Raw genomic sequence first — 15,182 nt, 5'->3', positions numbered from 1 at the left:
ATAGGTTGATTTTGTGGAGATTTTATATCTTTAAATAGAAAATAAGATAAATGGATTCAAGTTCAATTTTATCATCCAAGCGCATACTTTCCATAGATATTCTTCGAGGGTTGGTAATGATAATTATGGCATTGGATCATACTCGAGATTTTTTTCATCTGGAAGCTATGACTGGCGATCCGCTTGACCCAACAACAACCACAGGAATGCTATTTTTTACCCGATGGATAACTCATTTTTGTGCTCCAACATTTGTATTTCTATCTGGTTTGTCTGCTTATTTATCAGCACAAACGAAAACACCGAGTGAAGTTAGCATGTTTTTATTAAAGCGTGGTGCGTGGTTAATCTTCGTAGAAATAGTAATCGTTTCACTCGGATTAACTTTCAATCCGTTTTACAATTTTATTATTTTGCAGGTAATTTGGGCCATCGGCTGGAGTATGATTCTTTTGGCATTGGTAATAAAAATATCAAAGAAAGCAGTTTTTATTATAGGCTTAATAATTGTTTCTTGCCATAACGTTTTTAATTTGTTTCCTCCTCCTGATTCAGAAGGGTTTAATTTTATGTTGAAAGTGCTATTTACATCCTTTGGCACCGTTTTACCATTACCAAACAATCATTTGATTGGGTTCTTTTATGCTATTTTACCGTGGACGGGTATTATGTTTATTGGCTATGCTATAGGTAGCTGGTATAGTAAAAGCTACGCAGCAGAAAAGCGAAAACGTAATCTTATAATTGCTGGGCTATGCAGTATTTTTTTATTTTTTATTTTAAGATTTATAAACCTTTATGGCGATCCTGTTCCTAGAAAGGAATATAATGACTTGTTTAAAAACATCCTGTCGTTTTTTAATGTAAGTAAATATCCTCCATCATTGCTATATACTTCTATGACAGTAGGGCTGGCTATGTTATTTTTAGCATTTACAGAGCGGATTAATAACTGGTTTAGCCGTATTGTATCTATCTATGGAGCCGTACCGTTTTTCTATTACATCATTCATTTTTATCTGCTACATTCGATTTTAGTAATCGCATTTTTTGCCTCAGGTTTTACAACTGAGCAGATTGTGCAGATACCTTTTTGGTTCCGTCCTAATAATTTCGGATTTAACCTGCCAATTGTTTATTTGATATGGATTTTAGTGGTAACCGTGCTTTATTTGCCCTGTAAATGGTTTAAAAACTACAAGGAAACACACAGCCAGTGGTGGTTAAAATATGTGTAGATATTGATATCAAGCAGGGTGATAAATCTACCAATCCAGTTTTACTAAAGCTACCGCCTGACGCTCTAAATCTACAGGTAAAGATACTTTGCCATCAATTATTTCAACTGTTGATTTCTGAACACATTTCAATTTGCCAGATTTTTTTAAAGTAGCAATTTGTGTTTTGGTAGGCTTATTAGGCGAACCCATCGCCTTCCAAACTTCATAAGAATTACTATTCTTACTATCGATTAAAAATATGCTCATTACGGCTTTCTTCGAAGGAAGATTGTTTAGTGTTAACGTAAGTGTTTCAGTGTCGCTTTTCTTATCATTGTCGTGATAGTTCCAGGTCATGATTGCAGCCGATTTCTCACTTTTAGTTGCTATTGCACCAATGTCTGATTGTTCTCCGCTAACACTTGATTTTAGCATTTCACTAAGATCATACATTCGGTTCGCTTGCACGGCTACACGCATACCATTCATTAAACCAAACATTCTAAAAACGTTTAATACTGGTTTTTCAACTCCGTTGGTTGCTAAATCTCGAAATCCGAAAAACCAGGGCTGGTTTTCGAACTCGAACGACCATGATACAGCGCCGAGGAAATTGACTTTGGTTAAATCAGCAAGCATATATTTCCTTGCAAATACTGCTGCGGTATAACTCGAATAAGCTGTTCCGTTACGGTAAGCATTTTCTGGATTGGTTGCCATTCCACAGGCGGCACAACCTTCGGGGTCTGATTCGCCAATTATAACCGGTAAGTTTTTAGTATTTGGGTATGAAGCAGCAATCTTAAATCCAGTATAAATATCGTTAAGCTGAGGCGCCATATTCATTTTTACAAATCCATCAACAAGTTTTGGCGAACCTTTAGCGTGGAAAAGAATGGCTTCTAGTGGAGCACCCTTTTCCCCGGTGGCATAGTTAGTACCATTGGTGCAATGTTCTATAAAGTTATTTAGCCATTCCATAGCTATTTTCCCTCTAGTGCCGGCAATATTTGGTCCGCCTATTTTAGCAGTTGGCAAAGCCTGCTTTAAACCGTCTGCAGCATAATCATATAATTTAAAAAATTCTTCTTGTGTACCTTTCCAGTAATCGCCATTGGGTTCATTCCAAACCTCCCAATACCAACTTTCCACTTCCTTTTTGCCATAACGTTCAATAGAGTGTTTGGCCCATTCATAAATTAAAGAGCGCCATTTGTTATAATCTTTTGGTGGATAAGCCCATCCTGTAATAATATCTTTATATGGGTCGCCAGGTTTCCAATGGTGCTTGTATGGCTGGGGATGGGTGGAAAGTGCTTCGGGCATAAAACCGATTTGCACTAATGGTTTCATTCCGCGACTAACATAACTATCAAAAATCTTATCTATAATTTTAAAATTGTAAATAGGATTACCATTAACGTCTTCCGTATATGCATTTGTAGATCCCCACTTCAGATCAGGAATTCCATCTCCGGTAACAAGAAGGCTGTGCGTTCGAACATAAACCGGATTTTCTCCAATTGCAGCAAGTTGAGATAAAAGTTTTTTTCCGTCCTTCATATAGGTGTAATTCGGTTCATCATAACCAAACCACGACCATACAGGTTTCATAGGTGCTATTTCTTTATTAAAATCTACATTGATAACAGGCTTTTGTGCGAAGAGATTAAATGGTAAATGGAAAATTAATGATAGCAATAAGAGTTTTATCATTAAGTTTTTAAACTCTATATTCATATAATTTTGAGCTTTTTAATTGATGATTTATACTTAAAACAAGCCAGGTTTTTAGTAAGGCAAGAGATTTCGATCCAATTATTAATTTAAGTATTAACTAATGCATAATACTATTTACCTCGGCAATAAAACGCTCAACTTTCCGTGTGCTAAAAAAGCTTTGAAGCACTATAGCTTCCTCTTTTTGTTTATCAGGTTTTAAAAAATAAACTTGTACATCAGTTCCTGAGTAAATAAAATTGGTAGATTTTCTTACCGTTTGTACTCCATTAAAGTTATCAAAAGTGTATGTTTTATTTCCTAAACCGATAGGATTTGTCCTTGTGAGTAAACGCGTATTTTTATCCAAGGTAACCTCAGTGAATCCGGCTAGGATAATTATAGGACCTCCGATTATTGTAAAAATTAAAAAGCAAATTCTACCAATATCGTAACCGTGCCCCAGCCATGCATTTGGTGTAAGTTCATGAATACCAACTGCTAATAATACCAGTCCTAAGATAACGCCACCAATTTTATTCTTTTTTATAGTGTAAGCACCGCCTTGTACATTAAAAAACTGATAACTTTCTATATTCACAGGCTTAAAGTCATTGGGTCCGTCATATAACTCCAAGTAGCGATGAATTGGTGTAATTACTTCTTCTACAAATGCTAAGGCATTAGGATCGTCATTTTTTCCATATGCGCTAGAAACCAGAATGCCCTTTCCATATCTATTTTCTTTTTTAAAAACTTTGTATTTGTAAGAACCCAATTCTGTAACCGGATTAATTGCATAAATATTTGAAAACGGAATGGAACTTACAGGTAGGAAGCCAAAAAGTTTTTTACGCATTACGCCACCATTGATATCAAATTCTATAGATGTACCAGCCCAACCAATAAACAACACAATTATAATCAGTAATACCGAAAGCAATAGGAACGATGACTCTAAAGAATTATGTAAATAATTGGTGTACACAATATATCCTGCTGCAAATATTACAGCGAGTACAGCGGCTAAAATGTAAGAAAGACCATAAGGAAAAACGATAATCCGATCTGGCTCAATTCTCCAGCGGGTTTTGGAAAGGGATTTCAGTGACAAGGGCTTTAGATTTTTTTTTAATAAACACTTACAATTAATTTTGGTTTCATCAAAGAATTTGATTTTTTACTCAGTAGCTAAGATGCAAAAGAAATCATAATAATATGAGCTTTTTATTATCAAAAATTCAAAATCTCACAGGTTTTTTTACCAGAAAGACTATGCCTTGTGTTTTCATCAAACGTTTGCGCATCATTTGTTTTTACTTCTTTTTCATTTCCTAAAACAATTATAGCTCAAAGGCTAGAAAACATACTTTTCTTGGTGTTAAATCCAATTTATGTGGCTTATTATCATTCATTTCCAGAAAAATTTCAGCTCAATCAAAAGTTAGCTTATCAAACGTTTGCGCTTCATTAGTTTATAAACCTTGGTTTACATCCTCCTATATTGGTCTAACCGATAACTAATCAAACCTTTATAATTATGAATTTTAAATCCCTTGATGGCTAGGTATTCACCACCATTTCGCAAATTATTTTATACTGTAAAGCAGTAAATAAACTAACCTAACTAACCACAACAAAATGAAAAGACTATTACTTTTTTTAGTACTTCTGTCAACAATGTACAACCTATCTGCTCAAGACTTTGCTGTTTCAGGAACAGTAAAGGATGCAAAAGGCCAACCATTACCAGGTATCATAATTACCGAATCTGGCAGAAACAGCACAACCCAAACCAATGGCGATGGTTATTTTACTATCAAAACATCAAAAACATCAACATTAGTTTTTAGGGGCATTGGCTTTACAAGTCAAACCGTTAAGGCAAATACATCTGTTATAAATATTACCCTTGCCGAAAGCACCACCGATTTGAGTGATGTAATGGTGGTTGGTTACTCTACCAAAAAACGTTCTGAATTAAGTAGTGCGGTTTCAGTTGTTTCGGGCGAAAAGCTAAACGATGTTACTTCTGTAAGTTTGGGTACACTTTTACAAGGTAAAGTACCGGGTGTTGTAGCTTCGACCGCTTCAGGCGACCCAACTTCAGGTTCGAACATTGTAATACGAGGTGCAGGTACAATTAACGCCAGTACGGGTCCGCTTTATGTTGTTGATGGAAACATTGGTGGTTCTTATAACCCGTCGGATGTAGAATCGGTAACCGTTTTAAGAGATGCAGCAGCCACTGGTTTATATGGATCTAGAGCAGCAAACGGTGTGGTGATTATTACAACAAAGAAAGGTAAAGCTGGCGAAACCCGTTTCAGTTTAAATTCTGTTGTTGGAATTGCCAAGGCAACTACCGAGCCAATTTAACTTCGCAACTTACTAAAAAACTAAAGCTTACGGCTTTGCTAAATGGTTTGTACGTTAACGATAATTACAACTCTGCTGGAACAGTTTACCAGGCTTATTTGAACTTACCTTACGACCCTGCGTACAATGCAGATGGAACACCTGTTGATGCCCGATTCGGTACATGGTATGGTCGCGATAGGTCTAACTTTCTGCACTCACTGCAGTACAACTACTCTAAAGCCAGGAGTTACAGAACAACAGCCGATTTAAATTTAGATTACAATATTTTAGATAATTTAACCTTATCAACTTACAATCGTGCCGACATTTATAACTACCGTAGCAGTTCTTATTATGATAAAAGAACAAAAGATGGTGCAGTAAATAATGGTAGCGCATATTTAGGAAACTCGTTTTCATCAACGCTATTATCATCAAACAGATTAAAGTATAATGTAAATTTTGGCCAGCATAATTTAAGTGTTTTAGCTGTAGGAGAAATAGAAAAGGGCTATTCTGATGCCAACAGTTCAAGCGCTAAAGGTTTGCCTGCAGGTAGAGATGCCTTTAGTACGGCTACTGATATCATAAATAATCCGACTGGTGGCTATGATAATTATCAATTTATAAAATACTTGGCACAGGCAGATTACAGCTTCGCAGATAAATATTTTGCCGTAGCTTCTGTAGTAAATGAATACTCATCGAGGTTCGGTAGCAACAATCCTGATGCTACTTTTTATCAACTTGGAGCATCATGGATAATCACCAAAGAAAAATTTATGGAGCCCTTAAAAGCCATAACGTTCTTAAAGCTTCGTGCAAGTTATGGTACAACAGGTAATGCCGATGGAATTGGTTATTACGCTTCAATGGGTTTATATAACATTAACTCATCTGCAAGTTACGCTGGTTTGCCAGGAGCAGCACCAAGCCAAATGGCCAACCCAAATTTAACCTGGGAAAAATCAAAATCAGTTAACTTAGGTTTAGATATAACGATTTTTAAAAGAATTGATATCAGCTTAGATGCTTACGAGAAAAAGAATTCGTCATTACTTTTCTTCAGAGAATTACCAGCAACCACAGGTTACAGTGGCGTTTACGAGAATGTTGGTGTAATTAGAAACAGAGGCTTGGAACTTAACATTACCTTGAAAAACATTGTAAAGAAAGATTTTACATGGGAAACCAATTTCAATATTGCATTAAATAGAAATAAAGTTTTAGAAGTAAATCAGGGTAGAAGTGAGGTTTATGCAGGTGCAACACAGCCAATTGGGGTTGGGCATAATATGGATGAATGGTTTATGCCGGTTTGGGCAGGTGTAGATCCGGCTGATGGCAAGCCTTTGTGGCAAAATGCAATAAGTGATGCCGATGGAAATAGCTATGTACTTTATACCAATACCTACAATTTGGCTTCGAGGGTATATACAGGAAAATCTGCGGCACCGAAATTTACTGGTGGTTTAAGCAATACTTTCACTTATAAATCCTTTACGCTAAGCACATTTTTAAATTTTGTGTATGGTAATTATGTGTATAATACAAGTCGTTTTTACTTTGATAACGATGGTTTATACGAAAGCTATAATCAAATGCAATTGGCTAAGGGTTGGTCGCGTTGGGAGAAACCAGGCGATATCGTTACACATCCGAAACCTGTGTTTGGTCGTTCTGATGCATCAAACCAGTCTTCAACACGTTATTTAGAAGATGGAAGTTATTTAAGGTTGCGTAATGTTACCCTAGGCTACAACATTCCAAGCACTTTTGCTAAAAAACTTTACCTGCAAAATGCAAGAATTTTTATTAGCGGCGATAACTTATACACACTAACCAAATTCTCGGGAACCGACCCGGAGGTAGATTTAGCAAGCGGCGATTCAAGCATCAAATATCCAACCAGCCGCAAATTTATGTTCGGCATCAATGTTTCTTTTTAATTCTAATCCTGTTCATGTTATGAAAAAGAATAATATAATTCTAGCAGCTATTTTAACTACGGTTTTAGGCACTTCATCTTGTAGAAAAGAATATTTTCCTTCAACTCAAATTGATGAAACCTCTGCATTAACAAATGCCGGTGATATTGAAACCGCAACTATAGGTACATATGCCTTATTTAAGGATCTTAATTATGTTAGAAGTGGGCATTTCCTTACCGAATTTCCATCTGATGAAATTGCTCAAGGTCAAAACTCTTCTGATGATTTAACAAACCTTTACAAATACACACACTTAATAAATTCGTCTCACGCATCACTCTTCTGGAGCCAATCTTACAAAGCTGCCGGTGCCGCAAATAAAATTATTCAGGTAATAGATGATAATTCAACTAGCGATTTAAAGCAATTAAAGGGCGAAAACCTTTATATCAGAGCCATGATGCATTTCAATCTGGTACGGATTTTTGGTCGCCCTTATTATCAAAACTCAGGAGATAACGCTGGTATTCCAATTTTAAAAGAAGGCTTAACAGATGAGCAAAAGCTTACACTTCCGCGTAGCAAAGTTAAAGATGTGTATGATTTTATCATCGCCGATTTAATTAAGGCAGCAGATTTAATGACTGTTTCAAAAACGAATCCTTTTGCATCAAAAGAAGTTGCTTTTGCTTTATTATCAAGGGTTTATCTTTATCAGGAAAATAATCAAAAGGCAATTGAATATGCTAATAAAGTTATTTCATCGGGTAGGTATGCACTTTTGCAAGGTTCTGAGTATCAAACTTATTTCCGTTCGGCGCCTGAAGGCAACAAAGAAACTATTTTTTGCACCAGACACATCAAAACAGAAGATAGAGGTTACTCTGCAATTGGTTCGATGTATTTTAGTGGCGATGGAAATGGTGTTGCGCAAAACCAGGCTTTTAGTGGTTGGGGAGAAATTTATGCATCTAAAAAATATTACGATTTCCTTTCCTCAAACCCTACAGATAAGCGTTTAAATTTTATTTCTACTTATAGTGTAAATGGTGTCGTTCAAAATAACACAAAGCTTACACCAAATACACCGATGCATTACATCAATAAATATAATTTGCAAGAAGGAATTGTTAATTTAAGCTCACCTGTTTACCTGCGCTTAGCAGAAATGTACTTAAATAGGGCAGAGGCAAATGCAAAGTTAAATAATAACCAATTGGCATTAGATGATGTAAATGTGATACGCACACGTGCAGGAATTCCTTCCCTAACCATTGCTTCTGTTGCTGCATCTGGTAAAACTGTACTCGATGTGGTTTTAGAAGAAAGATGGATGGAACTTGCATTTGAAGGACAAAGAGCTTATGATTTATTTAGAAACGGAAAATCGATGATAAGGAATTACCCTGGCACGCATGCAGTAAGCGGTAATGTTAACCAAACAGTAACAGCCTTTGATAATCGCGTAGTTTCTTTCATCCCTCTTACAGAAATCAATAAAAACCCGGCTTTAATACAAAACCCATAATCCAAAAAATATGCAAAAGCTAATAACAACTGCTGGGTTTAAATATTATTTAACATCAATACTTTTTTTACTAGTTACGATAACGTTTGCTTGTAAAAAGAATGCCATTATTGAAACACCTAAGATTGAGCCTGTTGAAACTATTGATGGTGTGGTGGTACCTTTTGGCGGAAATGCTTTTATCCAAACAAAAGCTGCGGGTGGAAAGGAAGAGATTACCAAAACCGGCTTAATCAACTGGAATAGTGATAAAACCATCTGTGTAGTATATTTTAGAGCGCAACAAAGTGGAGCGCTTAAACTAGGGCTTAAGTTAAAAGTTCCTGATGGAAAAAGCGAATTTAAGGTAACCGTTAATGGAACTACAAATAAAGTAACTGCCACAAATACTGATGTTAAAAATGTTTATGTTGGCAAGGTAAACATTGCCAAAGAAGGCTACGTAAAAGTAGAAATTCAAGGCATTTCAAAAACAGGAAATAGTTTTGGAGAAATTTCTGATTTAATTGTTTCAGGCTCATCGGCTGCTAATTTAATTTTTGCTAACGATCCTGAAAATTATTATTGGTCTAGAAGAGGCCCGTCTGTTCACTTATCCTACACATTGCCGAGCTCAACTAATATAGAATGGTTTTACAATGAACTTACGGTTCCTGTTGGAGAAGATAAGCCGGGTTCTTATTTTATGGCAAATGGTTTCGGGCAAGGCTATTTCGGAATTCTAAGCAGAGAAAATGATAGATGGATTTTGTTTTCTGTATGGGACCCAAGTAATGGTATAACCGAAGCCATATCAAAAGGTGAAGGCGTAACCATACAACGGTTTGGTAATGAAGGAACTGGGGGTCAAAGTTATATTACATTTAACTGGAAAGCTGGTGTAACTTATAAATTTTTAACTCAGGCGAAGCCTGATGGTACAGGAAATACCCTTTACTCGGCTTGGTTCTTTGACCCAGAAACCAATAATTGGCGCTACATGTGTACTTGGAAAAGGCCGCTTACTAATACTTATTTAATAGGTTTGCATTCGTTTCTGGAGAATTTTTATGACTACAACGGATATATGGGTAGAAAAATGCAAACCAATAACCAATGGATTTGCAGCAGCGATGGCACCTGGACCGAAATTAAAGCCGCTACATTAACTGGCGATGCAACTGCAAAGAATAAGCAAAGAATGGATTATGCAGGTGGAATCGACAATGGAAATTTCTATTTAAAAAATGGTGGTTTTTTTGATGATTATGTTCCTATCAACCAAAATTTTACCCGGACTACAACTGGCGTAAAACCCGAAATTAATTTTAACAACCTTCCTAAAAAATAATATCAATATGAAAAAAGTTGTATTAAGCCTGCTTGCAGGTATTACCTTACTAATTACTTCTTGTGATAAAGCTGATGGTGTTTTATTTGAAGATCAATCTACAGCAATTAAAGCAGATAAAACCAGCTGGACGGCAACCGCAGATAGCGAAACTCCCGATGGGTTTGAAAACACAGGCAAAGCATCAGCTTTGCTCGATAATAACATTGCCACTTACTGGCATACCGACTATTCTGTAACCAATCCTAATTACCCGCATTGGGTGTTAATCGATATGAAAAAAGATTATAAGTTGGTTACCGTTGTAGTTACGAACAGGCAAGCTGCCACGCCGAATAGAAGTGGTATGAAAAAGTTTTCGCTAGAGGGTAGCACAAACGGAACTACATTTACAAGTCTTGGTACATTTAATTTCGCCATTACTAACGACCCGCAAAGTTTTAAGGTTTCGGCTGCTAACGCTTATCGATATTTAAAATTAACCGCTCTCGAAAGTCAGACAGGTACAACAAGGCATACTTTTTTAGCAGAAATTGATGTGTTTACCGTAAAATAATTAATATTAAATAATTGATAAATCTAAAATTTACCTAAAAAATTAAAAAATAATGGAGCGTAGAGAATTTATTAAAAACAGTACAATTGCTGCTGCTGGTGTAACCATTTTACCTACCGGGAGTTTATTTGCATCAAGTGATTCTTCAAAAGTTAGGCTTGGATATATTGGTGTTGGTGCCCGTGGTATGAGTCACATTTCCGAAGGAACACTTCGTGATGATGTAGAAATTGTTGCAATCTGCGATACACAAGAACGCTCATTAAAAATTTGCAGATCATTTATTGCAAAAAAAGGCAGACCAGCAGCTGTTGAATACACCGGCGGTGTAGATGCCTATAAAAAAATGCTCGATAGGAAAGATATCGATGCAGTTATTATCGCCACGCCTTGGCAATTTCATAAAGAGCAGGCAATTGATGCCATGAAAGCTGGCAAATATGTAGGTTGTGAGGTTATTGCCGGATTAAGCATTCAAGACCATTGGGATATAGTAAATACATCTGAAAAAACAGGTATGCCTTACATGACATTGGAAAATGTTTGCTATCGTAGAGATGTAATGGCTGCACTAAATATGGTTAGACAAGGTGTATTTGGAGAACTTATCCATCTAGAAGGCGGTTACCAGCATAATTTAAGAAATGTATTATTTAACAACGGTAAAGATTATTATGGTGGCGGAGTTGAATTCGGACCAAATGCTTTAAGTGAGGCACAATGGCGAACTCAATTTAATATCGATCAGGACGGTGATTTATACCCAACCCATGGGGCAGGACCAATCATGCAGTATGCCAACATCAACAGAGGGAACCGATTTACCAATTTAGTTTCATTTAGTTCGAAAGCACGTGGCTTGGCAGCCTACGTGGATGATTTAGCTCCTGGCCATCCAAACTCAAAAATAAACTATAAAAATGGCGATGTTACCACCACTTTATTAAACTGTGCAAATGGAGAAACCGTGCTGTTAAGTCACGATACGCATTTACCAAGGCCATATTCTATTGGTTTTAGAGTGCAAGGTACCGATGGTATCTGGATGGATGTAAACAAATCAATCTACATCGAAAAAAATTCTAAAGGGGATGATAGGTGGCAACCTGTAAAAGAATGGTTTGATAAATACGATCATCCACTTTGGAAAAAATATGAAAAAGAAGCATCTGGTGCTGGTCATGGTGGTATGGATTGGTTTGTGTTTAATGGATTTATTCAAGCGGTTAAACAGAAAAAACAAACCCCAATTGATGTTTATGATTCTGTGACGATGAGTGTTATTGTTCCGCTTTCTACAAAATCACTTAAAGAAGGAAACATGCCACAGAAGTTTCCTGATTTTACAAAAGGTAAATGGAAAGAAAGAAAAAATACTTTCGCAATTGATGATAGCGGCTTTTAATTCGGTTTGTAAATCTACAGAACGGCAAATAAATAAATACCTGCAATACAAATAATAAGTTAATGATTGAAGAAGTTTTAACAGCTTACGGACTAAACGCTGAAAAATGTGAGGTTGCAGCTTTTGGTAATGGTTTGATAAACAAAACCTGGAAAGTTTCTACTAATGGCAAACGATACATATTACAAAAAGTGAATACAAATGTATTTCAGTTTCCTCAGCTTATTGCAGAAAATACATTAATGTTAAAGGATTATCTGGATAGAATTGCACCACAGTATTTATTTATTGCTCCATTAAAAACGATTACCGAAGCAACACTTTTTGAAAAGGATGGAGCTGTTTACAGGCTCTTTCCTTTTGTTCCAAATTCTTTTACTATCGATACGGTTACTGAATCGCAGCAGGCATATCATGCTGCCAAACAATTTGGTAAATTCACAAGAGTTTTAGAAGCTTATCACACTGAAAATTTAAACGTTACCATACCTGATTTTCATAACCTTAGCCTTAGGGAGCGGCAATTTTTTGATGCTTTAAAAAACGCAAATCCACAAAAGTTAAGCACCGCAAAGGCAGAGATTGAAAGTGCAAATAACTTTTTATGGATTGCAAAACAATATGAAGAACTTATAGCCGAACAAAAACTAAAAACCAGGGTAATTCATCATGACACCAAAATAAATAATGTGCTTTTAAATATAAATACTGGTTTAGGAATTGGAGTTATCGATTTGGATACGGTAATGCCTGGCTATTTTATTAGCGATGTTGGTGATATGATGAGAACATATTTGTCGCCTGCAAATGAGGAAGAAACGTTGTTTGATAAAATTATTGTTCGGGCCGATGTATTTTTAGCGATTTACAAGGGGTATATGGAAGAAATGCGGCGCAGCTTAACCCATACAGAAATGCAATTGTTTATATACAGCGGTCAGTTTATGATTTATATGCAAGCCCTTCGATTTTTAACTGACTATTTAAACAACGATATTTATTATCCGGTTTTTCATCCAGAACACAATTTAATGCGAGCTAAAAATCAATTGGTATTATTAACAAAATACACCAAATCTGTAGCCAATTTCGAGCAAGTTATTAGTGATTATGAGCATGAACTAAAATTGCAAAGTATTTAGATAAAAAAAACTCATTTTTCATGATACACTCTGCAAATAACTTTAATTCCACTAAAACTTTTAGAAATTTTATAAAACATTAAGGCATTAATAACGAGTCAACTTGTTATTAATGCCATAATGTTTCAATATGACCTCACTTAAAATCTGAAAAAAATAAAATCTTTAATTTAAATTTTACCCAACTCGTCCCGGGTATTGTTTCAATGCAATCTCTAAACAGTCCATTGCTTTATTTAAATCCGTTGTATTTAAAACATAAGCCATGCGGACCTCATTTTTACCCGAACCTGGAGTAGAGTAGAAACCTGTAGCTGGTGCCATCATCACAGTTTGGTTTTCATGGTTAAAATCTTCTAAAATCCATTGGCAAAACTTATCCGAATCATCAATAGGGAATTTAGCAACCACATAAAAAGCCCCACCCGGATTTGGACAAAACACACCATCGATACTATTCAACCGATTAACCAAGGTATCTCTACGTAATGTATATTCGGTATTTACCTTTTCAAAATAACTATCTGGTGTGTCAACAGCTGCTGCGCCAGCAATTTGCTCTACCATTCCCGGACTTAATCTTGCCTGCGCAAACTTTAAACCCGAGGCAATCACTTCTTTGTTTTTCGTAATTAAACAGCCTAAACGAGCACCACAAGCACTGTAACGTTTCGAAACTGTATCCATAATTACAACATTTTCATCCAAGCCAGCTAAATGCATAGGTGAGATAAACTCCCGTCCATCATAACAAAATTCACGATAGGCTTCATCAGAAAATAAGAATAAATCATATTTCAAACAGAGCGTTTTCAAAGCTTCTAATTCATCTTTCGAGTATAAATAACCAGTTGGGTTATTTGGATTACATATAATTATAGCCTTAGTTTTTTCGGTAATTAACTTTTCAAACTCTGCAATTGGAGGCAATGCAAATCCATTTTCTATGTACGATAAAATAGGTTTAACTACAACATTACTCATGCAAGCGAAACCATTATAATTTGCATAAAACGGCTCTGGAATGATAATCTCGTCACCTTCATTTACGCAGGTTTGCATTGCAATGGTAATTGCTTCAGAACCACCAACCGTAACCAATATATTTTCGGACTTAATGTTATAACCTAGTTTGTTGTAGTATTCGGTCAGTTTTTCACGGTAAGCTAATGTACCCTCTGATGGTGTATAAGCCCAAACATCAAAATCTATATTTTTAATGGCGTTTAACATTCCTTCAGGTGTTTCAATATCTGGTTGACCAATATTTAAATGAAAAACCTTTTTGCCATCTTTTTTTGCTTTATCTGCAAATGGCGTTAACTTTCTGATTGGCGATGCAGGCATCTGCACACCCTTTTGTGAAATTTTTGGCATGGCGTAAAAATAAAAAAGTCCCGATTAAAATCGAGACTTTTAAAATATTATTGGGTAAATATTATTTTGATGCAGCTGCTACAGTTTCGCCTTTAATGTAAAGCACTTTTACAGGAGTTTTAGCATTTGATGTTACAGTAACTGTTTTAGTAAAAGGTTGTGGTGCACCAGCAGCGCTGAATGTAACTGAAATTGTACCAGTTTCACCTTTTTTTAATGGTACCGTAGTATATTTTGGTACAGTACAACCGCAACTTGCTTCTGCTTTTGTAATAATTAAAGGCTCTTCTCCAACGTTGGTGTATTTGAAATCGTAAGTTACTGGTTTGTTAACCGTAATTTTACCAAAATCATGAGTTTCTGCTTCAAATTTAAATTCAGCAGGTTTAGCAGCAGTTTGTGCATTAGCCATCAAACCAAAACCCATTGCAAATGTTAATAATACTAATATCTTTTTCATGTTTATGTGTTGCTATATTATTTGTACTTTTCGTTATAACAAATTTAATATTTATATACTAAAACAAAAACTATTCCAAATATATTTCTTTACCCATATATAATTTTACAGTTCTTGGTAAAGGCAAACTTTTAATTTTGTATATATTTGCCA

General features: G+C 35.7%; 12 protein-coding genes. 8 read left to right on the top strand and 4 right to left on the bottom strand.

Annotated elements, in window-relative coordinates; genetic code table 11:
• Positions 1–50 precede the first annotated feature (50 nt).
• Positions 51–1,238: a DUF1624 domain-containing protein gene (locus tag ACFOWA_RS07715; protein ID WP_378983615.1), complete on the top strand. Its 1,188-nt coding sequence runs from the start codon at positions 51–53 to the stop codon at positions 1,236–1,238.
• 27 nt (positions 1,239–1,265) lie between these two features.
• Here ACFOWA_RS07715 and ACFOWA_RS07710 read toward each other — a convergent pair whose 3' ends face one another.
• Both ACFOWA_RS07710 and ACFOWA_RS07705 read right to left on the bottom strand, forming a co-directional pair.
• Entirely contained in the window at positions 1,266–2,960 is a 1,695-nt protein-coding gene (locus ACFOWA_RS07710; protein ID WP_378983612.1) for a GH39 family glycosyl hydrolase, read from the bottom strand.
• A 97-nt stretch (positions 2,961–3,057) separates the two neighbouring features.
• The gene (locus ACFOWA_RS07705; RefSeq protein ID WP_378983609.1) at positions 3,058–4,053 is read right to left on the bottom strand and encodes a hypothetical protein; all 996 of its coding nucleotides are present in this window, start codon (positions 4,051–4,053) and stop codon (positions 3,058–3,060) included.
• Positions 4,054–4,580: 527 nt separating this feature from the next.
• Here ACFOWA_RS07705 and ACFOWA_RS07700 point away from each other — a divergent pair.
• The 7 genes from ACFOWA_RS07700 to ACFOWA_RS07670 all read left to right on the top strand — a co-directional run bounded on the left by ACFOWA_RS07700 (position 4,581) and on the right by ACFOWA_RS07670 (position 13,192).
• Positions 4,581–5,318, top strand: coding sequence for a TonB-dependent receptor plug domain-containing protein (locus tag ACFOWA_RS07700; RefSeq protein ID WP_378983606.1), 738 nt, complete (start codon positions 4,581–4,583; stop codon positions 5,316–5,318).
• A 35-nt stretch (positions 5,319–5,353) separates the two neighbouring features.
• Positions 5,354–7,249: a SusC/RagA family TonB-linked outer membrane protein gene (locus ACFOWA_RS07695; protein ID WP_378983604.1), complete on the top strand. Its 1,896-nt coding sequence runs from the start codon at positions 5,354–5,356 to the stop codon at positions 7,247–7,249.
• Between the two features lie 19 nt (positions 7,250–7,268).
• A complete protein-coding gene (locus ACFOWA_RS07690; RefSeq protein WP_378983601.1) occupies positions 7,269–8,759 on the top strand; it encodes a RagB/SusD family nutrient uptake outer membrane protein in 1,491 nt (496 codons plus the stop codon).
• Between the two features lie 10 nt (positions 8,760–8,769).
• A complete protein-coding gene (locus ACFOWA_RS07685) occupies positions 8,770–10,089 on the top strand; it encodes a DUF3472 domain-containing protein (RefSeq protein ID WP_378983599.1) in 1,320 nt (439 codons plus the stop codon).
• Positions 10,090–10,096: 7 nt separating this feature from the next.
• Complete coding sequence (locus tag ACFOWA_RS07680) at positions 10,097–10,645, top strand: discoidin domain-containing protein (RefSeq protein ID WP_378983596.1); 549 nt, start codon at positions 10,097–10,099, stop codon at positions 10,643–10,645.
• Between the two features lie 52 nt (positions 10,646–10,697).
• Entirely contained in the window at positions 10,698–12,050 is a 1,353-nt protein-coding gene (locus tag ACFOWA_RS07675; protein WP_378983593.1) for a Gfo/Idh/MocA family protein, read from the top strand.
• A gap of 62 nt (positions 12,051–12,112) precedes the next feature.
• Positions 12,113–13,192: a phosphotransferase enzyme family protein gene (locus ACFOWA_RS07670; RefSeq protein ID WP_378983590.1), complete on the top strand. Its 1,080-nt coding sequence runs from the start codon at positions 12,113–12,115 to the stop codon at positions 13,190–13,192.
• Positions 13,193–13,369: 177 nt separating this feature from the next.
• Here ACFOWA_RS07670 and ACFOWA_RS07665 read toward each other — a convergent pair whose 3' ends face one another.
• Together ACFOWA_RS07665 and ACFOWA_RS07660 are read right to left on the bottom strand one after the other, a co-directional pair.
• Entirely contained in the window at positions 13,370–14,569 is a 1,200-nt protein-coding gene (locus ACFOWA_RS07665) for a pyridoxal phosphate-dependent aminotransferase (protein ID WP_378983588.1), read from the bottom strand.
• Positions 14,570–14,630: 61 nt separating this feature from the next.
• The gene (locus tag ACFOWA_RS07660) at positions 14,631–15,029 is read right to left on the bottom strand and encodes a DUF1573 domain-containing protein (RefSeq protein ID WP_123205742.1); all 399 of its coding nucleotides are present in this window, start codon (positions 15,027–15,029) and stop codon (positions 14,631–14,633) included.
• Between the last annotated feature and the right edge of the window lie 153 nt (positions 15,030–15,182).

It is taken from the genome of Pedobacter lithocola (assembly GCF_042650845.1).
GTDB classification, from domain to species: domain Bacteria; phylum Bacteroidota; class Bacteroidia; order Sphingobacteriales; family Sphingobacteriaceae; genus Pedobacter; species Pedobacter lithocola.
This window is presented reverse-complemented; position numbering and strand designations above follow the sequence as displayed.

Coding starts and splice junctions, on each gene's coding strand:
- ACFOWA_RS07715 (WP_378983615.1), top strand. CDS start 51: ATGGATTCAAGTTCAATTTTATCATCCAAGCGCATACTTTCCATAGAT.
- ACFOWA_RS07710 (WP_378983612.1), bottom strand. CDS start 2,960: ATGAATATAGAGTTTAAAAACTTAATGATAAAACTCTTATTGCTATCA.
- ACFOWA_RS07700 (WP_378983606.1), top strand. CDS start 4,581: ATGAAAAGACTATTACTTTTTTTAGTACTTCTGTCAACAATGTACAAC.
- ACFOWA_RS07690 (WP_378983601.1), top strand. CDS start 7,269: ATGAAAAAGAATAATATAATTCTAGCAGCTATTTTAACTACGGTTTTA.
- ACFOWA_RS07685 (WP_378983599.1), top strand. CDS start 8,770: ATGCAAAAGCTAATAACAACTGCTGGGTTTAAATATTATTTAACATCA.
- ACFOWA_RS07680 (WP_378983596.1), top strand. CDS start 10,097: ATGAAAAAAGTTGTATTAAGCCTGCTTGCAGGTATTACCTTACTAATT.
- ACFOWA_RS07675 (WP_378983593.1), top strand. CDS start 10,698: ATGGAGCGTAGAGAATTTATTAAAAACAGTACAATTGCTGCTGCTGGT.
- ACFOWA_RS07670 (WP_378983590.1), top strand. CDS start 12,113: ATGATTGAAGAAGTTTTAACAGCTTACGGACTAAACGCTGAAAAATGT.
- ACFOWA_RS07665 (WP_378983588.1), bottom strand. CDS start 14,569: ATGCCAAAAATTTCACAAAAGGGTGTGCAGATGCCTGCATCGCCAATC.
- ACFOWA_RS07660 (WP_123205742.1), bottom strand. CDS start 15,029: ATGAAAAAGATATTAGTATTATTAACATTTGCAATGGGTTTTGGTTTG.